The 24232-nt window shown below is 46.2% G+C and carries 17 protein-coding genes; 10 read left to right on the forward strand and 7 right to left on the reverse strand.

The window, feature by feature from the left end:
- Positions 1–135: 135 nt before the first annotated feature.
- Positions 136–357: a hypothetical protein gene (locus QUB64_RS25830; protein WP_333268895.1), complete on the reverse strand. Its 222-nt coding sequence runs from the start codon at positions 355–357 to the stop codon at positions 136–138.
- Between QUB64_RS25830 and secF the strand changes: the two genes are divergently transcribed.
- Both secF and QUB64_RS25840 read left to right on the forward strand, forming a co-directional pair.
- A complete protein-coding gene (secF, locus tag QUB64_RS25835; protein WP_333268896.1) occupies positions 352–1320 on the forward strand; it encodes a protein translocase subunit SecF in 969 nt (322 codons plus the stop codon). The genes QUB64_RS25830 and secF overlap by 6 nt on opposite strands.
- 70 nt (positions 1321–1390) lie before the next feature.
- Positions 1391–1765: a hypothetical protein gene (locus tag QUB64_RS25840; RefSeq protein ID WP_333268897.1), complete on the forward strand. Its 375-nt coding sequence runs from the start codon at positions 1391–1393 to the stop codon at positions 1763–1765.
- Positions 1766–1890: 125 nt separating this feature from the next.
- On the opposite strand, the gene QUB64_RS25845 is transcribed toward QUB64_RS25840, so the two are convergent.
- Positions 1891–3375 (reverse strand): sensor histidine kinase, encoded by a 1485-nt coding sequence (locus QUB64_RS25845; protein WP_333268898.1) that lies wholly within the window; start codon positions 3373–3375, stop codon positions 1891–1893.
- A gap of 474 nt (positions 3376–3849) precedes the next feature.
- A complete protein-coding gene (locus QUB64_RS25850) occupies positions 3850–6669 on the reverse strand; it encodes an AAA-like domain-containing protein (protein ID WP_333268899.1) in 2820 nt (939 codons plus the stop codon).
- Between the two features lie 598 nt (positions 6670–7267).
- On the opposite strand from QUB64_RS25850, the gene QUB64_RS25855 reads away from it, so the two are divergent.
- Positions 7268–7666: a DUF4342 domain-containing protein gene (locus QUB64_RS25855; RefSeq protein ID WP_333268900.1), complete on the forward strand. Its 399-nt coding sequence runs from the start codon at positions 7268–7270 to the stop codon at positions 7664–7666.
- 202 nt (positions 7667–7868) lie between these two features.
- Here the strand turns inward: QUB64_RS25855 and QUB64_RS25860 are convergent, their stop codons facing one another.
- Positions 7869–9254, reverse strand: coding sequence for a hypothetical protein (locus tag QUB64_RS25860; protein WP_333268901.1), 1386 nt, complete (start codon positions 9252–9254; stop codon positions 7869–7871).
- A gap of 102 nt (positions 9255–9356) precedes the next feature.
- Here QUB64_RS25860 and QUB64_RS25865 point away from each other — a divergent pair, with 102 nt between their 5' ends.
- The 4 genes from QUB64_RS25865 to QUB64_RS25880 all read left to right on the forward strand — a co-directional run bounded on the left by QUB64_RS25865 (position 9357) and on the right by QUB64_RS25880 (position 13711).
- Positions 9357–9485, forward strand: a complete 129-nt coding sequence (locus QUB64_RS25865; protein ID WP_333268902.1) for a hypothetical protein — start codon at positions 9357–9359, stop codon at positions 9483–9485.
- Between the two features lie 319 nt (positions 9486–9804).
- Positions 9805–11406, forward strand: a complete 1602-nt coding sequence (locus QUB64_RS25870) for a metallophosphoesterase family protein (protein WP_333325718.1) — start codon at positions 9805–9807, stop codon at positions 11404–11406.
- A gap of 251 nt (positions 11407–11657) precedes the next feature.
- Positions 11658–12386, forward strand: coding sequence for a DUF3891 family protein (locus QUB64_RS25875; protein ID WP_333268904.1), 729 nt, complete (start codon positions 11658–11660; stop codon positions 12384–12386).
- A gap of 356 nt (positions 12387–12742) precedes the next feature.
- On the forward strand, positions 12743–13711 hold the full coding sequence (locus tag QUB64_RS25880) for a YegS/Rv2252/BmrU family lipid kinase (protein WP_333268905.1): 969 nt from the start codon (positions 12743–12745) through the stop codon (positions 13709–13711).
- A 255-nt stretch (positions 13712–13966) separates the two neighbouring features.
- On the opposite strand, the gene QUB64_RS25885 is transcribed toward QUB64_RS25880, so the two are convergent.
- Positions 13967–14323, reverse strand: coding sequence for a hypothetical protein (locus QUB64_RS25885; RefSeq protein WP_332949806.1), 357 nt, complete (start codon positions 14321–14323; stop codon positions 13967–13969).
- Positions 14324–14702: 379 nt separating this feature from the next.
- On the opposite strand from QUB64_RS25885, the gene QUB64_RS25890 reads away from it, so the two are divergent.
- Both QUB64_RS25890 and QUB64_RS25895 read left to right on the forward strand, forming a co-directional pair.
- Entirely contained in the window at positions 14703–15032 is a 330-nt protein-coding gene (locus tag QUB64_RS25890; protein WP_333268906.1) for a hypothetical protein, read from the forward strand.
- Positions 15019–19626, forward strand: coding sequence for an NACHT and WD40 repeat domain-containing protein (locus tag QUB64_RS25895; RefSeq protein ID WP_333268907.1), 4608 nt, complete (start codon positions 15019–15021; stop codon positions 19624–19626). The genes QUB64_RS25890 and QUB64_RS25895 overlap by 14 nt, the downstream gene beginning before the upstream one ends.
- Before the next feature lie 1099 nt (positions 19627–20725).
- Here QUB64_RS25895 and QUB64_RS25900 read toward each other — a convergent pair.
- Positions 20726–22483 carry an ABC transporter ATP-binding protein gene (locus QUB64_RS25900; RefSeq protein ID WP_333268908.1) on the reverse strand — a complete coding sequence of 586 codons (1758 nt, stop codon included), beginning with the start codon at positions 22481–22483 and terminating at the stop codon, positions 20726–20728.
- Positions 22484–22728: 245 nt separating this feature from the next.
- Positions 22729–23211, reverse strand: a complete 483-nt coding sequence (locus tag QUB64_RS25905) for an FxLYD domain-containing protein (protein WP_333268909.1) — start codon at positions 23209–23211, stop codon at positions 22729–22731.
- 191 nt (positions 23212–23402) lie between these two features.
- On the opposite strand from QUB64_RS25905, the gene QUB64_RS25910 reads away from it, so the two are divergent.
- Entirely contained in the window at positions 23403–24179 is a 777-nt protein-coding gene (locus QUB64_RS25910) for a Uma2 family endonuclease (RefSeq protein ID WP_333394254.1), read from the forward strand.
- The last annotated feature ends 53 nt before the right edge of the window (positions 24180–24232 follow it).

Raw genomic sequence — 24232 nt, forward strand, 5'->3', positions numbered from 1 at the left:
CATCGGTCATCGGTCATCGGTCATCGGTCATCGGTCATCGGTCATCGGTCATCGGTCATCGGTCATCGGTCATCGGTCATCGGTCATCGGTAAGAGTGGCTAACTACAAACTGCTAAAAATTAGTTGTAAATTAATTACCAATTCCCCATTCCCTGTTTGCCCAATTCCCAATTCCCAATTCCCAATTCCCAATTCCCAATTCCCAATTCCCAATTCCCAATTCCCTGTTTGCCCATTCCCTGTTTGCCCAATGCCCAATGCCCATTCCCTGTTTGCCCAATGCCCATTCCCTGTTTGCCCAATGCCCAATGCCCAATGCCCAATGCCCAATGCCCAATTCCCGCGAAATTATGCAATTCAGTGTTATCAAACAGCGATCGATCTGGTGGAGTCTTTCCGCCGCTATCATCCTTGCAGGTATAGTATCGATGGCGATTTCTTGGACTCGTCCCGACATCCGCGCACCGCTGCGCCCCAGTTTAGACTTTATCGGTGGCACTCGGCTGCAATTTGAACTCGACTGCACGAAACCGGAAAATTGTAAACCCATCAATATTGCCACTGTCCGCCAAATTCTAGACTCCCAAGGTTTGGGCGGCAGCAGCATTCAAGTTATCGGCAAAGAACAGCGCGGTTTGTCGCTGCGCACGAAAACTTTGGATGTCGAACAGCGGACTAAGTTGCAAACAGCTTTGAGCGATAAAATAGGCGCCTTTGCTCCTCAATCTATTCAAATTGATACGGTGGGGCCTACCCTCGGCAAACAGTTGTTTACTTCCGGTTTGCTGGCTTTATTCCTTTCTTTTGCTGGCATTACTCTTTATCTAACATTCCGATTTCAGTTAGATTATGCCTTTTTTGCTTTTGTTGCTCTGTTTCACGATGTCTTAATTACGCTGGGCATTTTCTCAATTTTGGGTTTAGTTATAGGAGTGGAAGTTGACAGTTTATTTGTCGTCGCCCTCTTGACAATTATCGGTTTTTCTGTTAACGATACAGTGGTAATTTACGATCGCGTGCGGGAAGTAATCAAGCTAAATCCCGGACAGTCGATCGATCGAATTGTCGATGATGCCGTCATGCAGACGCTGGGAAGGTCAATTAACACGACGATGACCACGCTGCTGACATTATTGTCCATCTTTTTGTTTGGCGGCGAAACCCTCAAATACTTTGCTTTAGCCTTGATTGTCGGCTTTATTGCTGGTGCGTATTCCAGTATTTTCATTGCTAGCACGCTGCTAGCTTGGTGGCGCAGTCGTACAGGCAAATCCATCGCCGTCCCCGCAGAAGGAATTAACCCATCAGAAGAAGTTTAATTGACAGTTGACAGTTGACAGTTAACTACTGACTACTGACTACTGACTACTGACTAATGACTAATAACTAATGACCAATGACCCAAATTTGCAAATAGAAGTCCAAAGGCTTCACAAACTAACAGTTTACGGCCGCTGGTTAACTGTAATATTGGCGTGGATTAGCGTCGGTTCTTTGAGTATTTGGGGTTTGCGCCGCGAAATCGCTTTGTGGTTAGAGCACTTCACCTGGGCGGCAGTGCGCTACGGTTTATATTTTCACCGCTGGCCCACTCTCGGTTTGGTTTTGTGCTTGGGGATGACTTTAGTAGTGATCGGGCAAAGTCGCAATGTGCGAGGATTGCAAGAGCGCGAAAAACAGGGTTTAGAGCAACAAGTGCGCCGCATTCGCCAACAGGGGCCGAGTCATCCTTTGTGGAAGTGGGTTTGCAAAGGTAGTCAGTAGTCAGTTGTCAATTGTTAGTTGTTAGTTGTTATTAGTCATTGGTCCTGCCGTCCTGCCGTCATTGGTCCTGCCGTCATTAGTTAACTGTCAACTGTCACAGGTCAACTGTCAACTGTCATTAGTCATCAGGCAAAGCGAGGTAACATATGTGCTGGGGAAAACTGTTGAAGTGGAATCTCGATCGCAAATTCTGTTCCTTTTCCAGGTTCCGAGAAGCACTTCAATTCGCCGCCGTGTTGGTTGACAACAATTTCATAGCTAATCGACAGTCCCAAACCCGTTCCTTTGCCGACAGATTTAGTAGTAAAGAAAGGGTCAAACAACCGCTTCAGAACATCTTCTGTCATTCCTGGGCCGTTGTCAAAAATCCTAATTATTACCTGTTTTTCGTCGATTAACTCCGTGCGAATCCGAATTGCAGGCATGAGACGGCTAGAATTAGAAAGTGAGGATTGAGTGTTTGCACAGGAATCATTTTTATCACCTGCTGGCGAATTGTTCCGGCTTTTTTCATCGACATTTTCGTGTTTGTTACACTCAACAAGAGCGTAAATTGCATTCACTAAAATATTCATAAATACCTGATTGAGCTGTCCGGGATAGCACTGCACCAGTGGCAATTCGCTGTATTCTTTGTGAATTGCGATCGCCTCCTGCCCCGGTTTGCCTTTAAGCTGGCTTTGCAAAAGCATAATCGTGTTGTTGATACCGTCGTGAATGTTGACCTGCTTCATTTGGGCTTCGTCTAACCTGCAAAAATTCCGCAGCGACAAAACGATATCGCGCACCCTTTCTGCACCTTGCTGCATCGAATCAAACACTTTGGGTAAGTCTTCCAGCAAATAATCGAGTTCGATGTTTTCTGATTCCGCTTCAATTGCTGGGATAGATTCGGGACAGTGCTGCCGGTACAGAGAAAGCATCCGCATTAAACCTTCGGTATACTCTTTAGCGTGGTGCAAATTGCTGTAGATAAAGCCGATGGGATTGTTGATTTCGTGAGCAACTCCTGCTACTAACTGCCCCAAAGAAGACATTTTCTCTGTTTGAATTAGTTGAGTTTGAGTGCGCTGAAGTTCCAGGAGAGCAAGTTCGAGCTGTTGGGCTTGATGTCTCAATTGTGCTTGGGATTCCCGCATCGCCACGGTTGCTAACTCGTGAATCTGCAACTGAGAAAGCAGTAGTTGGTGAACGTCTAAAAGTTGATAATTGTCCGGATCTACCTGTACTACAATGGGTTCGTGGATTAGTTCTGGCGATCGCTCTAGAGACTGCCGCACTGCCTTCATAATTGAGGTTTTGCGATCGAGAACCAAGATATCAGTTTTAGTAAAGCGGTAGAGGATGAACAAAGGCTGTTGAGAAAATAAGTCCAAGCTGTAGGGGCGGCTCATGTGTTCAAAAAAACGCCTGCGCGAAATCATCCCTGTAAACTTTCCTTTCTCAGTAATGATGATGCCGGGAAGTAAAGGATTAGCTTGAAAAATTTTAGCAACTTCGCCACCCAGACAGTCTGACTCTAGGAGAAAGTCATATAGGGTTAATTCCTCTAGAGTCGATCGCAAACCGAGTGGCGATTTCAGGGGACTCAACCCGTCAGTTTCATACACTGCTCCCTCCTTTGGTAATTGGCAGTTGCGGTTGGCTGCTAGAATATTGAGTGCGTACTATTTGCACTGCATTTTCAACTCTTTTGATAGCTTGGCAATCAACTCTACTCGGCTCGATCTAATCCAGTTAATTCAGCATGATTTTTATCCTAAAATCGTGCTGGTGTCACCCGAAACGATATTGCAGGTTAGATTAATTTAACAGCAGACACCCCTTTGAAACCTGACTATTTAGTAAATTTAATCTATCCTAAATTTCACTCACCCGAATCTAGCACTTATCACTAGCTTGAATGTTTCATAACATGAATTTGGTTCAGATTGATAGACATCCGCGATCTGGGCGAGGACATTTGCTATTACCCCTTACCTAAAATTATATGACAATCCAGAAAAGAGTAGCGACAAATCTGGAGCCGATCGCCCGCCGTGACAATTCAACCGCAACCTGTTTCTGCTAATTGGCACAAAATATCAATTGTCAGTTTTTTCGCACAAATGCCGATCGCTCTCAACACCCGGATTGTATTGCAGGTAGTCTCCGAGCCAGCGACAGCCGACGGCGAGCAATGTGTCAAGTTCGGCAGCTTCTACTTTAGCAGGAGCGAGACTCCAAAGCTTCACCGACGCATCTTTCCCGGCAGATGCTAAAGTTGTGCGATCTGGACTAAAACTGACACTCCACACATCGGCTGGATGCGCCCTAAAAGTTTGCAGCAAAGTACCGTCAGCCCGCCAAAGTCTCACCTTACCATCCGTGCTGCCCCCTGCGAGCAACTTGCTGTCTGCGCTCCAACTAACACTACCCAAACCTGCTGTAGAATCGTCGAGAGTTTTCAGCAACTTGCCGTCAGTATTCCACAGTTTCACCTTCCAATCGTGACTCGCTGAAGCAATCATCTCACCGTCTGGCGAGAAATTGCAGCCCCATACTTCATCTCCATGTCCCAAAAGAGTTTTCTCAAGTCGAAACTGTGTTTTCCCGCTGCGTTTCCAAAGTTTGACAGTCTGATCCTGACTGGTGGAAGCCAACATATTACCGTCGGGACTGAACCTGACTGATGTAACTGGTCTAGTATGTCCTTTTAAAGTGTGCAGCAAAACGCCGCTTGTACTCCAAATCTTAATAGTTTTATCAGAACTGGCTGTTGCAATTAGTTGAGAATTGGGGCTAAAACTCGCGCTCCAAACTAAATCTCGGTGTCCTTTTAAAATAGAAAGCAAAGTTCCGTCGCGGCGCCAAATTATGACAGTTTTGTCAAAACTTGTAGAAGCAATTAACTGACTGTCTGGACTAAAAACCACCTCAGTAATTGACTCGCTGTGTCCCGGGAGACTCAAAATTAACTTGCCGTTCGGCTGAAAAATATTCACCCAAAATTCGTCACCCGCACTCACAATTAACTTGCCATCAGGGCTAAAAGTAGCGGTGTGTCCGTTAGGCAAACGATTGCGTTCTCTGACTGCATTTAGCGTTCGGTGCAGTATATTTACTGTCTGTGTTTTGAGGGCTGGAGAAACTTCTATTTGTCGCATTTTTTTTCCCGCGCTGACTGCTGCGATTAAAGCTCCTAGCTGATCGTAGCTTAGCGAAATATTAGCGGTAGAATTGAGTGCTTCTATGTGGGTAATTATTGCTTGTGTTTTTTGATTTTCCGCTTTCTGGGCAACTCGCTGCGCGTGCAGGACGACGCTAGCAGAGATTGCGGAAATTGCAGCAAGTCCCAACAAACTCAATTGGACTGTTCGCTTGGCTTTGTGTTGAGCTTTAGTCAATACTAAATTGGCTGCGGCTAATATGTGCGAAGCTACTTTTTCTAGTTCCAAAGCTCTTTGAAATTCCAGATTTTCTTGTTCTTGGCTAGCTGATAGGAATTGATAATCGCGATCGCTCAAACTTTTGTCGGCCGCCCAGATTAAGGCTTCTGCGAGAGCTCTGCCTTGCAGCAAGCGGGAAGCGTCTGTGTGGTTGGAGGCTTCCCAAGCGCCGATCGACTCGGAGTAAGGCAGGAGCTTTGCTAATTCTTGGTGTATCCATTCCCGATTAAAAACAGACGCATAAATTTGGTTGTAAACTCTCAGCTTTCCTCCATTTTGGACGATTAAACCTGACAGTAAAAGTTCCATTTTTTCGGAACTGTATTTAGCTAAATTATATTGAGCAATTGACTCTTCTGCGGTATTTTCTGCGCCGTTTAGCAGAGTCATATCTGCTAATATTTGTTGGTAAAGTCCTAGCAAACGGCCGGTGCGCTGGGGATTTCTCAGGAGGCGATCGCGAATTGTTTTGAGATGTTCGGGTTCGTCTTGAAATTCCCAGTTTTCGACGGCGCTTGACTGCACTAATTCGGCAATGAATAATTTAAAATTGGCTGGGCTATTGCAGTCGCTGCTGGTTTGTGCTGCTAACTTCTGGGCAGTTAATTGACAAAGTTTTTGAGTAAGGAATGGCTGTCCTCCAGTCCAAGCTAAGATTTCTTTGAGAATTTCTTGGGAATTATCTATTGTTTCGCCCCATCCTCGAGCTAAAGGTGTGGCTTCGGCAAGATCGAATCCTTTGAGTTCAATGGCGCGGCCGATATTAAACGGAGTTCTGGTTTTGTCAGAGATCAAATCTTGAGGAGTCGCTACTCCAAATAAGGCAAAAGTCAGGCGGTTGTACTCGGGATTTTCGGCGCGTTTGTTGTAGCAGCGGCGCACCCAGGCAAAAAAGTCGTCGCTGGAGAAGTTCAGGGAGAGAATGCTGTCAATTTCGTCGATAAAAATTACGATATTGCGATCGCTCGCAGGAAGCAATACCTGTTCGATAAATTCATTTAATCTGACGACTGGCGGCAAGTGTTCGCGATCGCGCCACCAAGTCTTGACATTCATTTTAATTTTAAAGCTATTGGCGAGAGTGGCTGTAAAACCTGCGTACCACTGGACGGGAGTTATTTGGGCCGTGCCAATTCCTGTAATGTCAACAATTGAGCAGGCAATATTTTCTGCTTGCAAGCGGCGCGCTGTTTGCACCCGCAGACTCGATTTTCCCATTTGTCGGGAGGTGAGCACGTAGCAAAAATCACCTGCTTTTAACGAGTCGTAAAGTTCGCTATCTGCTGCTCTGGTGACGTAGCTAAGAGCATTCGCCTGCAAACTGCCACCAACTTGATATGAAAATTCTGTCGCTGGCAAATCTGACACGGGAAATAAAGGGGAAGCAGAAGGAAGAAATTCTATTTTAGCCGATTTGGCGCCAAGCTCAACTTCAATTTGAGATAATTGGTTTGCTTTCGATAATATTTCGATCATAATTACTTCTGCTTCCCCTTTATTTTAAGCAATTCTCATTAAAAACTCTAAGATGTTGATGGGAGGAACCTCGGGGGTGGCTTTTTTAGGAGCAGATTTAACTGAGGTGGATTGAACTCTAATTTGAGGGAAGCAAATAACGATTTCCATGTGCGGTTTGCCGAACTAGATGTGTTAAATCTATACACGGCGGGGCGATCGCACTTTCAGTAAAATGTCAGTATTTCAACCTGTACATCTGTTGAGTCTGAATATCTCAAGGCGTGAAAGTAGCTCTAATCCTGTGGCTGTAGCGATCGGAGGTTTTTCAAGGCTGGGGCGCTGCGAGGGCGATATGCAGACAGTTAACTAAGCGGCACAAGCAGAGAGAGGGGTAGAGAGGGGGAGAGAGGGAGAGTTTCTACTTATTGCTTCTTCCTGTCGGGACAATCGAGCCAGCGGAGGACGGATTTTGGGATCTAGCTGTCAAAAATGAACAGAAAAAAGCACGACAGCAGCAGTAATATCACCCAAAAGTATGATTGAGCGACAAAAGTTGCGTGTTATCTTTTTAAATAATTCTATACAAAAATACTTTTATCCAAAAGGAGAACAAAAAATGGACACACCTACAGATCGCCTACAAGAACCAGTCGGGGCAAGAGAACTCGAATCAATACCTGTATCTGGAAAAGTTTCTGCCCAAAAAGTTACTGAAGTTAAATTTGACGCGACTCCTTTAGAAACCCCTGCTTATACTCAGGACAAAGTTAGCGTTGAGGAGTTGAAGATTAACGGCGAGGATTTGGTTGCTAAAGTTAAAGAGCTGATTCACGAAGGCAATATCCGGCGCCTGATTCTCAAAAACGAAGAGGGACGGATTTTAGTAGAAGTTCCTCTGACGGTGGGAGTAGTCGGCGGAGTCATCAGTGCCGCTTTGTTTCCAGTGATTGCAGCGGTAGGAGCGATCGGTGCATTAGTCGCTCACATGACGATTATCATTGAAAGAAAAGAATAAAAAACTCAGTCTCCCGTAATGCTAAGACCCGGTTAATTTCCTGGTTAATTTCCTGTCATAAAGCTGGTTTGATCGTGAGGACTTGAGTCCTCTTTTTATTAATCAGGACTTACGCAAAAAGTGTTTTTACGCGGGAATTATAGCGGTAAGGTCTACCCTACCAAATTAGCTTCTGCGTAAGTCCTGATTTTCCCAACATATCCTAAGAAACAGTTTGGTGAGCTAACTTAACTTTTCCTAAAGCCATCTTCCTGCTCTCAAAGAGTTTCATAACCCCGGAGGAGATGGTGTCTATGACATCGGGAGCGCAGTAAGACAGAAACTCTTCCGACGAAATATGACCTGCAAAAAACTCTTGAGCTTTCTTCAAAAAGTTTTCTGTTTCCGCAAAGCCGATAGATTTGATAATAAACGTAGCAACGGGGGAGTTTTTAATATCATAGGGAGATTCTTGATTGCGTCCGATTGCTAACAAATCTAAAACCTCTTTTTCTAACTGACTTTCTAAGGGGTAAGCGATCTGTCTGTTGGGCAAGTAATCTTCCAAAACCGATGTTTTAAATCCTGGTGCGCGCAATTCTCCCATCATCGTTGACAGCGGAATGTCGCGACCCAAACGGTAGGAAAGAGCTTCTAAAATGGCAATGGTAATTAGTTTGATACCCAGATATAGTTTAGCAACTGCGATATTTTTCCTGGTTTGGGCAATCATGTGAGCGTAGGTTTCATCGTCCGGCTCTTGCATAAACTGCTGGAAAACCAGTTCGGGTTTGAGGAAGTTTAAAAATCCTTCCATTTTTTGCAGAGATTTGCGGTATCCGGCAACTGTATAGGAATTGACATTGCTCAATTCGTGGTTGGTTTCCGGCATCAAGTTCCAGGTATTGTCTAAGAAGTTAGAGGAATTTGGAGAGGCAAAATTCTCTACATCCCGATTTGCTAACCTCACAGAACGCTTGACAATTTCTGCTGTTTCGGCATCAGTCCATCCGAAATCAAAATCGCGATTTACACTTACCAAGCGCTGGTGCAAAAGTTCGATCGCACTCAAACCGCTGGCCGAAATCGGACGAAAAGGAATCGTAGCTTCGATGCAAGCGGCAATTTCGGCGATCGTACTTGCTGGCAAAAAAGGCTCCAAACATTTGGCAGCAATCACGGCACTCAAGAATTCGTTCTGGCCGGCAAAGGGAGAGAGAATTTTACCTGGAACAAATCCAAAGACACAGGCCACGAGGTGATACATGGCATCGTCGTGCAGTTCGGTTTCATCTCTAATCACTAACTGCGATCGCACTTCTTTGACAAAGGGACAAAGGGCGCTGCTTATATTGAAACTTACGCCCTGATCGACTTGGACGTACACGAGGTCGTGAAACAGCGCAGCCAGCACCTCGATCGGATCGACTGACCCCCCGACCTCAAAAATGTGTTCCGACGTGTGAAAGTAGCGCCAGGGCCCTCTCATCGTTTGAATGATCAGCTCTGCTATCTGCTCCAGCTTCGGAATGTCTATTCGACCTCCCAATTGCTCGATCGACGCTACCAAAGCATCCAAACACCGTTTTTGTTCTCCGAAAAGCTCCATTTAGGCACCTCCACTACATTCCCTGATTGTCTTGGGCTTGATTGAATGGTATCAAAACGCGCTGCGATCGTGCCATGGCTCGTGAGTTAAAAATTGCAGAGTGTGGGGAGAGGGGGAGAGGGGGAGAGAGCCAGAGAGCCAGAGCCAGAGCCAGAAACAGGCTCATTAAAAAATCAAAATTTGGCGGCGATTCGCAGAACTTGGGCGATCGGTATCATCAATTACACCTGACATTAAGTATCGCTGTCGCTTTCGGGTCAGGATGCTTTTTTGACAAGACTTTTTTGACAATAGTTGAATATCAGAAGCGAGTTGAGAATACGAGCAATGGTAGTGGATATCAGAAGATTTTGAGATTTTCCATTTTCCATTTTTCGAGGGGAGATTGGGGATGACTGACTGCGTAAGGATTTGGAGCTGACAAAGCAGCAGTTGCATTCTCTTTTCAAACTGGTATCTTTGGCGATGTTCAGCTTTTAGACAGAGGTAAAAACCCGTGCGTTCGCTGCAATATGAACTAGGAACTGAGCAATTTGGGAGACTAGGTGGCGTGAAATTCGTGTCCGACCCGCGAATAACAGTCAAAATCCGCAAAATGAACGAGCGGGTGCGGTGGGAAGAAAAGTCGATCGCCGATCGGGGAATTGACCAAACTCGGATGGTTTTGGACGATCGAACCGCCGACACTCCGGAGTTTTCATTTTTAGTTGCAGGCGACAGCGGCACGGGCAACCACCGCGGCCACAACCCCCAGCGACAGGTTGCCGAACAGATGCTCTCGGAACGCCAAAGTTGCCGTTTTCTCCTCCACACGGGTGATGTAGTTTATCTCGTGGGTTCGAGCGAATATTACTTGCAAAACTTTATTCGGCCCTACCGAGAATTTATCGTCGGCGGCGAGCAACCATCTCGGATTGCTTACGATCGCATGGTGTTCAAATTTCCGTTTTTGCCAGTACCGGGAAACCACGACTACTACGACTTACCGATCTTCTACGGCATCCTTTCGGCGACAGCTTTGCCGCTGCGGAGGCTGTTAGGTTCCAAGTTGGATCTCGATGTGGGGTGGCACGGTTCGGAGATCGGCAATGCCTACGCTAAAGCGTTTCTGGACTACCTAAAAGCTCACAAGCTGCCCGGAGAACTCGATCGCCACCTAGACGCCCACTACACCGCCAGCACCAGCACAGGCCGCTGCATCCGCTACCAACCCGGACGCTTTACCCGCTTACCCAACCGCTATTACACGTTTCGCAGCGGGGGTATCGACTTTTTCGCCCTCGACTCCAATACCTTTAACGAACCGTTGCCGATCCCGAAAACCAAACAGGGCGACATTCGGCGCCAAAATTTGGAACTCGACAGGCAAAAGTTGGAACAAGAAAAATTGGCAATGCTCGAAATGTCCGATCGGCTAAACCCCGAAATTCCCGAAGAAGCCGAACAGCTAGACGACTTGCGCGCCAAATTAGAGCAAGTTGACGAAATGCTGATAGATATCGACAAACAACTGTCGCCCGACAGAACGGCCTCCACAGACGTGGAACAACTCGAATGGCTCAAACAAAGATTGATTGCATCTTGGGACGATACAGGGGTGCGGGGGCGAGTCTTGTACTTCCACCATCCCCCCTACGTCACCGAGGCGACCAAGTGGAATCAAGCTCAAACTTTGGCCGTGCGGTTGCGGTTGCGGGAGGTACTCGACGCAGTGGGCGATGCAGTTGGGGAAGTGGCGCGGGGGCGATCGCTAGTAGATTTGGTACTCACAGGCCACGCGCACTGTTTGGAATACCTACGCACTGGGGATACCGGACATGGTGACTCGGGGATTAATTGGATTGTCTGCGGGGGAAGCGGGCACAGCCTGCGGCGCCAGCGCCCGGAAGGGCCGATCTTGCAGGAACCATCGAGCCCGGAAGCTTATCGGTTGGCGCGGGAGTCGGGTTCCTCCACAGCCAGCCGGCGGATAGCAGAATCTTTGCTATTTGTCGGGCGCAGCGGCGAAGGTTCCCACAAACGTCGCCCTTATTCGTGTTTGCGGATTGATGTTCTTGACGGGACTCCCCCGAAGTTCAGAGTCAGACCTTTGGTTGTCGAACGATTTGAGGGGAAATGGCAGGAAATCGCGATCGAACCCTTTGTGATTTAACTTCATCTCTAGGTTTGTAGTGAGGACTTCAGTCCGCAAAAATTGAGAAGGACTTGCATTCCTCCGTAGGTTCGTAGTGAGGACTTCAGTCCGCAAAAATTGAGAAGGACTCGCATTCCTCACTACAAACCAAATAGTGTTTTCCCAAAGCCAACGGCTTAATTCCTGAGTTTTCAACTCAAAAAATTCTGTGTCAAACACAGAAACCTTCAATCTTTACACTCATCAACTTAATTCAAGCTCAAAATTCCATGATTGCTAACTTAACCGCAACCGGCTGGGAAATTATTTATCACCGCGCCCACGCTTTGCTCGCCGCCCAACTGGGCGGACAGTGGAAGCGCTCGAAATCTCCGGTTCGCCTCTACGAAACCATCGCCGCGATTTCCCACCACGACGATTTAGAGAAAGAGTGGGAAGAAGATATCTTGACTGAAGCGGGCGCGCCCTTAGATTTTACCTTGCAGACGGAAACTTCTCTGCCGAAAATTAAAGCGATGACGCAGAATTCTCTATATCGCGGGCGGTGGGTAGCAATGCTGATTTCTATGCACATGAGCTATCTGAATGAAGGAAAGCGGGGAGAGTCGAAGGAACTCGACGAATTTCTGGACGAACAGCTCGAAAATCAAAAAAAATGGCGCGAAGAGTTGAAGATTTCTAAGGAAGACGCAGAATCAGCTTATGCTTTTTTCCAGTGGTGCGATCGGCTATCATTGATTCTTTGCAGTCGCGAGTTACCTGCGGGAGAACGAGCTTTAGAAATTAGTGTCGGCCCGGACGGCAAACGCTACGATATTGTACAGAACAGCAACGAACTCGTGACAGTAACTCCTTGGCCTTTTGAAGACGATAAGTTTACTGTGAACGTCGAAGCGTGCCATTTAGATCGAGTTAAGTTTGACAGCAACCAGGAAATTAAGGAAGCGCTGCACAAAGCTCCGCGCCAAGTGTTAGAGTGGACTTTTGTCAAGTCTTAATCTAACTCCCTAGCATAAATACTGCACTTTTCCAGGTTCGTAGTGGGGACTTTAGTCCTCGGAAAAAGAAGGACTAAAGTCCTCACTACGAACCAATCTCGCTCTAGGTTCGTAGTGGGGACTTTAGTCCTCGGAAAAAGAAGGACTAAAGTCCTCACTACGAACCAATCTCGCTCTAGGTTCGTAGTGGGGACTTTAGTCCTCGGAAAAAGAAGGACTAAAGTCCTCACTACGAACCAATCTCGCCCTTGGTTCGTAGTGGGGACTTTAGTCCTCGGAAAAAGAAGGACTGAAGTCCTCACTACGAACCAATTTCTGTTTCCCAGACATAATATACCCATTACCCATTACCAACTATGAAACGTTCAGCCTGTCTAATTTTCAATCCCGTCGCCGGCAACAGCGACCCCGACCAAGACTTAGCGACAATTCAAGAACTTTTAGAGCAGTTTATTGACTTAGATATTCGGCTGACAACACCAGAAATAGACGCAGATCGACTCGCCCGCGAAGCAGTTGCTAGAGGAGTTGAGGAAATTATTGCCTCCGGGGGCGACGGCACATTATCTGCTGTTGCGGGGGCGATTGTCGGTACAAATATTCCTTTAGGAATTATTTCGCGGGGAACTGCTAATGCTTTTGCTAATGCTTTGGATATTCCCAATACAATTCAAACCGCTTGCGAAACTATTTTGGGAGGGTTGACGCGGGTGGTGGATGCGGGGATGTGCAACGGTAAAATGCCGATGGTTTTGTTGGCTGGAGTGGGTTTTGAGGCGGAAACTGTCGAATTAGCCGATCGCGAAATGAAGAATCGCTGGGGAATGCTGGCCTACATTCTCTCGGGAATCAAACAGTTAAACAATTTAGAAAGATTTGAAGCCGAAATCGAAACCGAAGATAAAATCATCACCGTTACTGCTGTGGCCGTGACAGTGGCGAATGCAGCGCCGCCTACATCGATTTTAGCTCAAGGCCCGGCGGGGATTATTTTCGATGACGGCTTGCTGGACGTGACGCTGGTGGCGCCTCAAAATAAAGCAGGGGCGATCGCAGCTTCTTATCACCTCTTGCAAACAGCGTTGAGCGGCAATCCTACCGATCGCGACGACATCGGTTATTTGCGCGCCAAAAAAGTAAAAATCAGTGCCGATCCGCCTCAAAAAGTGGTTGTAGACGGGGAAATTGTCGGTATGACTCCGCTTTCTATTGAGTGCATTCCGGGAGGTTTAACTATTTTCATACCGCGAGTTGAAGAAGAGGTACCCGTGGAAAAACTCACAGGTTTAGCGGATATTGAAGTTACCATGAAACCTTTAAGTTAAAGCTTTCTGCGAGACCAACAATCACATGATATCATGTCCGGTCAAATGACTGTACTAAAATTGGTTTGTAGTGAGGACTTTAGTCCGCTCCTTCATAAGGACTAAAGTCCTCACTACAAACCTTTTGTATTGCTGGTACCAGTTTATAGGAAAGATTTGCGGACAGGAACAAGAAATTTAGGAAGAAACCCGGTTTCTGAGGTATCGGTGAGTCCAGGACTAAATTAGAAAGACCGCGCGGGCGGTCTTTAATTTTTAAGCGTCTAAGATTTGGCGAATCCGGCGTTCCAAACGTTCGAGGTCGAGTCCGCCTTCATCGCGGCTGATCCGGCGCACAGTGACGTTAACATTGTTCAAATCTGCCAGCAAATCTTGGAGGATTTCTTGTTGCTGGCGAGCTTGAGTAATTTCGCGCGGTTCCTGCACCAAATCGCGAACAATTGTATCTTCGGCGCGGGAAGCAACGATCGGGTCTGCTTCGCCGTCTACGTGCACGAAAGTGCGCCGGCCCGGGCCGCGTTCTTCTTCAATTGGGATTACTGCTGTTACTCGATCGGAGCGTACATATTTGCCAAATCCGAGGTGGACTAAGACGGAAGATTGTATTTTCATAGATAGCAAGATTTATTTGTAAGTTATCTATATTTTAACTTTTCCATTCACGAGATAGCTACTAAAATGAGAGCTAATTTTACTACAATTTATGTCGGTTTTTGCTGTATTTTATTGTGGTCATATCTCGGGAAAAATGCTAATATTTGTTGTGATATTCCAACAGCACAATATTCGCACAGGACAGTCCGGCAGGGGTTGAAACCCCCGCCTCAAAGCTCAAGTCCTCGCTATGAGGACTGAAGAATTTATTCATAATACTCCTAGTTATGAGTCAAGACTTAAGAAATAATGTTATTAAATATCCTGCAATATTTCAGCCGAATCAAATGACTAAATAAAATACGATTCCATAGTCCTCATAGCGAGGACTTTCGCTATGAGACAGGGGTTAAAAACCCCTGTCGGACAGTCGGGATCTGGCAAATCTCGGACGATCGAATTGCTGTCGGGATCTGGCAAATCTCGGACGATCGAATTGCTGTCGGGATCTGGCAAATCTCGGACGATCGAATTGCTGTTGGAATATGGCAAATCTCGGATTGTGAAAATCTCGGACTGTCGGTGCGCGACTGTTGGCTCATGCGTTAACATAAAATTAGAGCAATGTGCGATCGCCCGCAACGCATTTCAGGGACACAGCCTACCGATTCTAGATTTGAGCGTTACTTTCACGGAAAAACAGGAAAGCCTAAATGATCCCAATTAGTCTCGACTTAGTTATCAGCCTCCTGACAGCCATTCCCTTCGGCACCATCAAAGACAAGTTTCAGCGCAACGAAACAGTCATCAAATTATTAAAAAGATTTAACCTTGACCCGGATTCTCCGCCAGCAGATTTTAGCGGAGTTTACGTTTATACTTTAGTCGAGTACGGCGCTGGCAAACCTAAACAAATTTTAGAACTGTTTCGCCAAAAAGAGATTGAATCAGCTTTTCGCAAAGCTTTCGAGTCCGATAGCCCAGCCATTTTAATTCAAGCAGGCGATGACTTTCTCAACCAGTCTGCTTTGGGCAAAGAACTTCGAGATTTAGGGATTGACCCCAGGCGGGAGTTTATGGCATTTGCGGCCGTGTTTATGGAAGTCGCCAAGCGGACGCGGACGCTGGGTGATGTGATGGTGGGAAATGCGATCGCCTCTTTGCAAAAACGCCTATCTATGGTACTCGATCGCATCGAACGCCTCCCCACGCTGGAAGGAATTCGCACCGAATTTGCGCGGTTGGAATCCGAAGATGCTCCCGCACTTCCGGCAGCAACATCAACGAATATTCAAAAGTCTCAAGCTTTCATTTTATCACAACAAGTTCGCGGTTGGTTTGAAACATTAAATTATCAGTTTGAAACCTATCAAATCTGGGAAGATAACTATTTTGAATGGATTATCGATGTTCCGGTGAGACGCAAAAAGTACGATCGCATTTTAGTGCGCGGAATTGCCGGAGAAGCGGGACTCAGAGACATCTCAGCCTTGCGCGAGTCGGTGGAAAAACAGCGCACCGATGAAGGCTGGTTAGTCACCGCCCGCCGCATCAGTCGCGCCGCGCGGGATGAGGTAGATCAACCAGAAAACCGTCATTTAGCTTGCTATACCTTCGATGAATTGCTCGACCAAGATGCCGATTTTACCGCTTATCTGGATTGGCTGGAAACAGAAATTACCAGCCGTGGAATTGATACGAAATACGTGCCGCTAGCTTGTACGAAAGAAGAAATCGACCCCGATACTCTGCGCAAGATAGGCGTGAGTCATTATGACGGGCGAGATGGTTGGATTGAAGGTTATATAGACCTGTGGTTGGATGACCCAGTAAAAGAACATATTTCAGTTTTAGGAGAATTTGGAACCGGGAAAACTTGGTTTGCGATGCACTATGCTTGGCTGGCGCTGCAACGCTACAAAGAAGCTCAAAGACGAGGTTTGGAACGCCCGCGGTTGCCGTTAGTAATTCCGTTGCGAGATTACGCTAAAGCCGTAAGTGTCGAGTCGCTATTTTCCGAGTTTTTCTTTCGGAAACACGAGATACCTTTGGCGGGTTATTCGGCTTTTGAACAACTGAATCGCATGGGCAAATTTCTGTTGATTTTCGATGGTTTTGATGAAATGGCCGCTAAGTGCGATCGGCAAGAAACCATCAACAACTTCTGGGAACTAGCAAAAGCCGTGGTTCCCGGCGCCAAAGTCATCCTCACTTGCCGTACCGAACACTTTCCTGAAGGCAAGGAAGGACGGGCATTGTTCAATGCAGAACTGCAAGCATCAACAACTATTCTAACAGGCGAAACTCCCCAATTTGAAGTCTTAGAATTAGAGAAATTTAACGACGAGCAAATTGGGCAAGCGCTGTCATTTCAAACAGAAGCTGCTACTGTCGAAAAAGTGATGGGAAACCCGCAGTTATTGGATTTAGCGCGTCGCCCGGTGATGACCGAGTTAATTTTGGAAGCATTGCCCGATATTGAAGCCGGAAAACCAGTGGATATGTCGCGGATTTATCTGTATGCGGTGCGGCGGAAGATAGAGAGAGATATCACAGCCGAACGCACTTTTACTTCGCTAGCAGATAAGCTGTATTTCTTGTGCGAATTGTCTTGGGAAATGCTGTCTACCGACCAAATGAGCCTCAATTATCGAGGTTTTCCCGATCGCATTCGAGGCCTGTTTGGTTCTGTCGTGCAAGAGGAAAAAGACTTAGATCACTGGCACTACGACATGATGGGTCAAACGATGCTAATCCGCAATGCCGATGGCGATTATACTCCGGCGCACCGTTCGCTGTTGGAGTTTTTTGTCGCTTATAAATTTGCAGCGGAATTGGGAGTTTTGGCGGCAGATTTTACCGAATTAGTGGCGCCGGAACAGTCTTGTTTAGATAGTAATGCAGCGCCTCAAAAATATGCTTGGTCTAATTATTGTCGATTGCAAGCCCAGAAGAGAAATAAGGGTGAACTTATTGCGCCTTTGCAGGGATTTGTTGCTGAAGATTTAGGGCAACTCCGTCAGAGTTTCGGACACGCACCTCTGACAAAAGCAGTGATGGATTTGTTGTTACCTATGTTGGATGTTATTCCCCCCCCCTTGTTAAGGGGGGCCGGGGGGGATCGTGACGTGGCTAGTAACGAGAGATCCCCCGAATTCCTATTAGAAAGAGGGACTCGCGATCGTGCTAGTCAAGATAGATCCCCCCAACCCCCCTTAACAAGGGGGGCTTTAGAGAAGTCACCCCTACTAGAAATTCTGGAAGCAACGCGGGGAAAAACTGAAAGTGAGGTAGGTTATGTGGGAGGGAATGCGGCGACGCTGTTGGTGAAAATCGATCGCACTGCGTTAGAAGCAAAAGACCTTTCTCGTGCAGTTATTTTAGGTGCAGATTTTACAAATGCGACGCTGCGCCGCGTCAACTTTGCTGAAGCTAATTTGGCTAATTCTGATTTTACTAAAATCTTCGGCGGTGTTCGGTCAGTAATATTTAGTCCTGATGGCAAACTGTTAGCTACAGGTGATACTGATGGCGTAGTTCGATTGTGGGAAGCTAGCACTGGAAGAGAAATATTGACCTGTAAAGGACATAGCAACGTAGTGGAGTCCGTCGCCTTCAGTCCTGACGGTAAGATACTGGCTAGCGGGAGTTATGAAAATACAATCAAGTTATGGACTGTCAAGACTGGTGAATGTTTAAAAGTTTTGCAGGGACATACCGAATCAGTAATGTCTGTCACGTTCAATCCCGATGGAAATATACTCGCTAGCGGGAGTTTCGATCGCACGATCAGGTTATGGGATATTGACACGGGTGAATGCTGCAAAATTTTGCAATACCATACTAAAGTTGTATTTTCAGTGGCTTTCCATCCTGCTGGTGAGATGTTGGCCACTGGGAGTGGTGACCAAACATTAAGGCTGTGGAATATCAACAGTGGTGAATGTCTGAAAATATTGGAGGGACATACTAAAAACGTGTTTTCAGTTGCTTTCAATTCTGGTGGTGAAATACTTGCTAGTGGCAGCGCCGACAAAACAGTGAAGCTGTGGAATATTGGTACTGGTGAATGTCTCAAAACTTTGGAGGGACATTTCGATCAAGTAAGGTCGATCGCCTTTAGCCCTTCGGGCGAAATACTCGCCAGTGGCAGTTACGATCGCACAGCAAAACTATGGGATATCAACAGCGGTGAATGCTTGAATACTTTGCAAGGGCATAGCAATCAAGTAGGGTCAGTCGCTTTCCATCCTGGGGGTGACATACTTGTTAGCGGTAGTTACGACCAAACGCTGAGGCTGTGGGATATCAACAGCGGTGAATGCTTGAATACACTGCAAGGGTATAGCAATCAAGTAATGTCGATCGCCTTCAGTCCCAACGGTAAAATACTTGCTAGCGGCGATGACGAACAAACTGTCAAGCTGTGGGATGTCAGCAGCGGTAAGTGCCTCCAAATTTTGCACGGACATCTCGCTCGGGTACACTTAGTTGCCTTCAGTCCAAATGGTGAAATGCTTGCTAGCGGCAGTTATGACGAAACATTGAGGGTGTGGGATATTGGCAGCGGTGAATGCCTCCATACTTTGCCAGAATTTGGCAATGAAACACGATCGATCGCCTTCAGTCCAAATGGTGAAATACTGGCGAGTGCAGGTTATAAACAAACGGTGAGGCTGTGGGATATCGGTACTGGCGAATGCCTCAAAACGTTGGACGGGCATAACAATTCTGTATACTCGGCTGCTTTCAGTCCTTTGGGCGAGATATTTGCCAGTGAAGGTTTTGGCGGAACGGTAAGGGTGTGGGATATCCATACTGGTGAATGCCTCCAAATCTTGCAGGGGCATACGGGTTGGGCACGCGCGATCGCCTTTAGCCACAACGGTGAAATACTTGCTAGTGGTAGTGTCGATCGAACAGTAAGAATATGGGATGTCCGCAGCGGTGAATGCCTCCAAATTTTACAGGGACATACTGATTGGATACGTTCAGTTGCCTTTAGTTCTTCTAGTGAAATAGTTGTTAGTGGAAGTGTAGATGGAACGGTAAGAATATGGGACATCCGTACAGGTGAATGTCTCAAAATTTTGCAAGGTCATACCAGTAGAATTAACTCGGTTGCCTTCAGTTCAAATGGAAAAATTATTGCTGCTTGCAGTCGGGATGGCACAATTATAATTTGGGATTTTGAGACTGGTGAGTGCCTCAAAATACTGAAAAGTGACAGACCTTATGAGGGGATGAATATCGCGGGCGTTACGGGTTTAACTGAAGTTGAAAAAGCCACGCTCAAAGCTTTAGGGGCTGTGGAAAATTAATCGTCGCAAAGGAGAAACTATGCAGTCAGCAATACGGATTACAACCAAAGTTCTTGCAGGAAATAAACTGGAAATGACTTACGCGCGGGTAGTCAGAAACCGGGTTTTTTCTGAGAAGACGCGTTGAGACCAGCAGATTCGGCCAAAAACCCGGTTTCTTTGGTTTCGGCCACCGCGCAAAGTTGTAGGGGCGAAGCATTCGGGCGACAACCTCATAGAAAAACCAGAATTAAAATATCCGAATGCTTCGCCCAAACCCCACAAATAAACCCCGTCAACCAAAGCTATCCCGAAGTGAATCCCACATCACCCAAATACCACCAAAAATCGGAACTCGCGCGTCGGAGGGTGAAGCATTTGGACATAAAATATCGCGTTTTATTCATGAATTATCGCCCAAATGCTTCACCCCTACATCTCGCTATAAAATAATCAGAAACTGCGTTGTTTCAGTGTCACACAAATCCCCGTAGGGGCGAAGCATTCGGGCGACAACCTCATAGAAAAACCAGAATTAAAATATCCGAATGCTTCGCCCAAACCCCACAAATAAACCCCGTCAACCAAAGCTATCCCGAAGTGAATCCCACATCACCCAAATACCACCAAAAATCGGAACTCGCGCGTCGGAGGGTGAAGCATTTGGACATAAAATATCGCGTTTTATTCATGAATTATCGCCCAAATGCTTCACCCCTACATCTCGCTATAAAATAATCAGAAACTGCGTTGTTTCAGTGTCACACAAATCCCTGTAGGGGCGAAGCATTCTGGCGACAATCTAATAGAAAAAACCATAATTAAAATATCCGAATGCTTCGCCCAAACCCCACAAACAAACCCGTGAACCAAAGCTATCCCGAAGTGAATCGATCTAACCCCAAATACCACCAAAAATCGGAACTCGCGCGCCGGAGGGTGAAGCATTTGGATATAAAATATCGCGTTTTCTCCATGAATTGTCGCCCAAATGCTTCACCCCTACATCACTCGCGCGCCGGAGGGTGAAGCATTTGGATATAAAATATCGCGTTTTCTCCATGAATTGTCGCCCAAATGCTTCACCCCTACATCTCGCTATAAAATAATATAACGTACCCTACTGATTAAATTGCTGGGCGTAATAACGAGCGTATCGATCGCCATTTTCGAGCAATTCCTCGTGCGTCCCCGATTCCATCACTCTACCTTTTTCGAGAACTAATATGCGATCGGCTTTCCGCACAGTCGCCAAACGGTGTGCGATAATAAACACAGTGCGATCGCGCATCAATCTTTCCAAAGCCTCCTGTACCAAAGCTTCCGATTCCGAATCCAGCGCCGATGTCGCTTCATCGAGGATGAGAATTCGCGGATCTAGCAAGACTGCACGGGCGATCGCAATTCTTTGTTTTTGTCCGCCAGATAAGTTGACACCCCTTTCTCCTACCCAAGTTTGATAGCCGTCGGGAAACTCAGTAATGAATTGATGAGCGTTAGCAATTTCCGCAGCTTTCTGCACGTCTTTCAGTTCGTAATAAGATTGACCGAAAGCGATATTTTGAGCAATTGTACCGGAAAATAAAATAGTTTCCTGCGGTACGATTCCGATTTGGCGCCGCAAAGTATTTAACGTGACATCTTGAATATCAATACCGTCAATTAAAATCTGTCCGGCTTGCGGATCGTAGAATCTCGGTAGCAAATTTACTAATGTAGTTTTCCCCGCACCGGATGCGCCTACAAGGGCGATCATTTCTCCGGGAAGCACCAGCAAACTCATATTTTGCAAAATCGGCACCCCCCCTTGCCCCCCCTTATCAAGGGGGGGTTGAGGGGCGTAGGCAAAATTAATGTTGCGATATTCAACTTTGCCCGTAACGTGGGGAAGTTCGATCGCCCCTGGTTTTTCTACGACTGCGGGTTGAATGGCCAAAAGTTCAAAAATGCGATCGCTAGAAGCCTCTCCCTGCTTAAAATCGCCGTAATTTGCAGTGGTAATTGCGATCGGATCGATTAAAAGTGCAACTCCTGCGATATAACTGATAAATTGCGTACCAGTGAGATTACCTCGAGCAATTTGCCAACCTCCCAAGAAAAACAGCAAAATCACGCTCATCGCTTCCAGAAAGCCAACTACGACGAACTGAAGAGCTTTTACTCTTTCCGACAAATACTTCGCGCGGCGGTTTTGTTCCGCTTCTTCTGCAAAGCGGGCAATTTCGTAGTCTTCAGCCACAAATGCTTTGATTAAACGAATGCCACTAAATACTTCTGTCAGCAAAGCAGATAAATCAGAAATGCGATTTTGACTTTGGCGCGAGTAACTGAGAAGTCTTTCGCCAAACCAGCCAATTAAGATAGCCATTAACGGTGCAATAATTAATGCACCCAAGGTTAATTGCCAGTTGAGATAAATCATATATCCCATGACTACGATTAGCTGCAAAACACAAGGAATAAATTGATGAAAAAATTTATTTACAACTTCGCCAATCCGGTCAATATCTTCTGTGAGGCGGTAGGATAAATCTCCGGTTTTGGCAGTTTCAAAGTAGCCGATATCGAGTTTTTGGAGGTGGGAATAGACTTTTTTGCGGATTTCTAAAGCAATAGTCAAGGCTGCTTTTGCCATCAGCGTATCTTGACCGTACTGGGCTGTACCGCGAATCAAAAATATGACTGCGCTGAGTGCCGCAATTTGCGCGAATCCTTGTAAATCTCCTTTTCCTATAAATTTGGCTGTTTCGCCAACCAGCCACGCGATTATCGGCCAAAATATGGTAAAGACTACGGTACAAGCTAATGCTTTACCGATGGTTTGTTTTTGGGGACGGAGGTAGGGTAAGATTTGCCAGTATGTCGATCGAGTTTTCAAGATATTTTGCCCTCGCAAGTTCTGTTTTTAGAGATTGGGATTTACGCATTTCGAGCCCCATAGGGTATTTTCAAACCCCGAGATCCCCCCTAACCCCGCAACGATTCGGGGGGGACAAGATTATTCTCTTTCGTCCCCGCAACGATTCGGGGGATGCGAGGGGGATCTCTGCGTCACTCATTGCGTAACTCATAGAGATATCTGAGCCAAAATATGATAGCAGCGATCGGCTAAACACTCGACAATCATTCCTGAGCGTCTGCATGAGTCGCCTGTACCTTAGCCCCCGCGACAACTGCGCCCCGAAAGGCTGCTGACTCTCCGGGTGCAATAGTAGCTGGTTGAGCGTTGATAAATCCGTTGTCAATTAAATTACCTGACTCGTCCAAAACTTCATAATTGACTTTCACATTCTTGATTGTTTTGCAGCCTTGATTGAACACTTTACCGCTCAAAAAATTCCCATCATAATTTGCCTGGGCAATTGATACTTTTGCCGCCATGTTGGCACCAGTAATGCAAGTTTGAGTGGTTTTAGGAGTTGGCGGTTTTTCGCAAAGTTTCCCTAAGTCTACTGTTTTGCCGTCGGGGGTTTTCATGTAGCAAAATGGTTCGTCAATTTGTGAAGTTTGATTTTTTTTATTTGTAGAATCTGCCAGCACGGGGCGAAGTGAAATTTGCGAGATTAGCAAAATTGATAAAATCACTGTTAAATGTAAAATATTCATGTTTTTCGTTGGGATTTTATGAGATTAATTGTACAATATGATTTACATAAATTTGACCATTCTCTAAGCTAGCGCACATCTAATTTTAACAATCCTGTTTATTTAAGTTATTGTGGGGTTGGCTTCTAGCCCGCCCGAAAATCACCTTACAGTATGTTATAATTAGCTATCAAACTTTAAAAACTAAAGTCATGGTCGCGACTCAAGATAACCCAAAACAAAAAACGGTAGCAATGACCGTAACTTGGGAGAAGTTGCCAGACGACTTCCAATTAGAAGAAAAACCAGTGGAGAATACAGGTCAACCGCTAATTGCTGGAGCACTGCGAGAAATCTTAGAACTGAGAGGATTAATCGGCCCACTCATGCTGATTGCTAGCAACTTTGGGATTTGCGCTACTGTCAACGGCGAATTAGTTATTAAAGCACCGGATTGGGTTTATGTACCTTCGGTATTGCCCGCAGAGTCGAGAATAGAACGCAAAAGTTACACTCCAAACTTGGAAGGAGAAATCCCGACTATTGTGATCGAATTTTTGTCGGAAACAGACGGCGGGGAATATTCTGTTAAACGTACTTTTCCTCCCGGAAAGTGGTTTTTTTACGAACAAATTCTGCAAGTACCAACTTACATCATTTTCAATCCAGAAAGTGGATTGCTGGAAGTATATCGCTTGCAAAATGGCAAATATGAACTAGAATTTCCCGATGAGGAAGGTCGCCATTGGATGGCAGATTTTGGTTTGTATTTGGGAACTTGGCGAGGGGAAAAAGAACAGCGTACAGGTTATTGGTTGCGCTGGTGGGATGAAGCAGGAAATCTGCTATTGTGGGGTGTAGAACAGATAACAGCAGAACGACAACGAGTCGAGCAAGAACGCGAACGCGCCGATCGCGAACGTCAACGAGCCGATCGCCTAGCTGAATATTTGCGCGCTCGGGGAATTAACCCGGACGAGATTGTTTGATAAGTTGTATGCCGGATATGTTTCTAGTTTGTAGTGAGGACTTTAGTCCTTCT

Origin of the sequence: Microcoleus sp. Aus8_D2 (genome assembly GCF_036702665.1) — a bacterium.
In the GTDB taxonomy this organism is placed as follows: domain Bacteria; phylum Cyanobacteriota; class Cyanobacteriia; order Cyanobacteriales; family Microcoleaceae; genus Microcoleus.

Excerpts from the sequence above, each read along its gene's own strand:
- QUB64_RS25895 (WP_333268907.1), top strand. The coding sequence starts at position 15,019 with ATGATCCCAATTAGTCTCGACTTAGTTATCAGCCTCCTGACAGCCATT.
- QUB64_RS25875 (WP_333268904.1), top strand. The coding sequence starts at position 11,658 with ATGATTGCTAACTTAACCGCAACCGGCTGGGAAATTATTTATCACCGC.
- QUB64_RS25910 (WP_333394254.1), top strand. The coding sequence starts at position 23,403 with ATGGTCGCGACTCAAGATAACCCAAAACAAAAAACGGTAGCAATGACC.
- QUB64_RS25860 (WP_333268901.1), bottom strand. The coding sequence starts at position 9,254 with ATGGAGCTTTTCGGAGAACAAAAACGGTGTTTGGATGCTTTGGTAGCG.
- QUB64_RS25885 (WP_332949806.1), bottom strand. The coding sequence starts at position 14,323 with ATGAAAATACAATCTTCCGTCTTAGTCCACCTCGGATTTGGCAAATAT.
- QUB64_RS25890 (WP_333268906.1), top strand. The coding sequence starts at position 14,703 with ATGAGACAGGGGTTAAAAACCCCTGTCGGACAGTCGGGATCTGGCAAA.
- QUB64_RS25905 (WP_333268909.1), bottom strand. The coding sequence starts at position 23,211 with ATGAATATTTTACATTTAACAGTGATTTTATCAATTTTGCTAATCTCG.
- QUB64_RS25855 (WP_333268900.1), top strand. The coding sequence starts at position 7,268 with ATGGACACACCTACAGATCGCCTACAAGAACCAGTCGGGGCAAGAGAA.
- QUB64_RS25880 (WP_333268905.1), top strand. The coding sequence starts at position 12,743 with ATGAAACGTTCAGCCTGTCTAATTTTCAATCCCGTCGCCGGCAACAGC.
- QUB64_RS25850 (WP_333268899.1), bottom strand. The coding sequence starts at position 6,669 with ATGATCGAAATATTATCGAAAGCAAACCAATTATCTCAAATTGAAGTT.
- QUB64_RS25840 (WP_333268897.1), top strand. The coding sequence starts at position 1,391 with ATGACCAATGACCCAAATTTGCAAATAGAAGTCCAAAGGCTTCACAAA.
- secF (WP_333268896.1), top strand. The coding sequence starts at position 352 with ATGCAATTCAGTGTTATCAAACAGCGATCGATCTGGTGGAGTCTTTCC.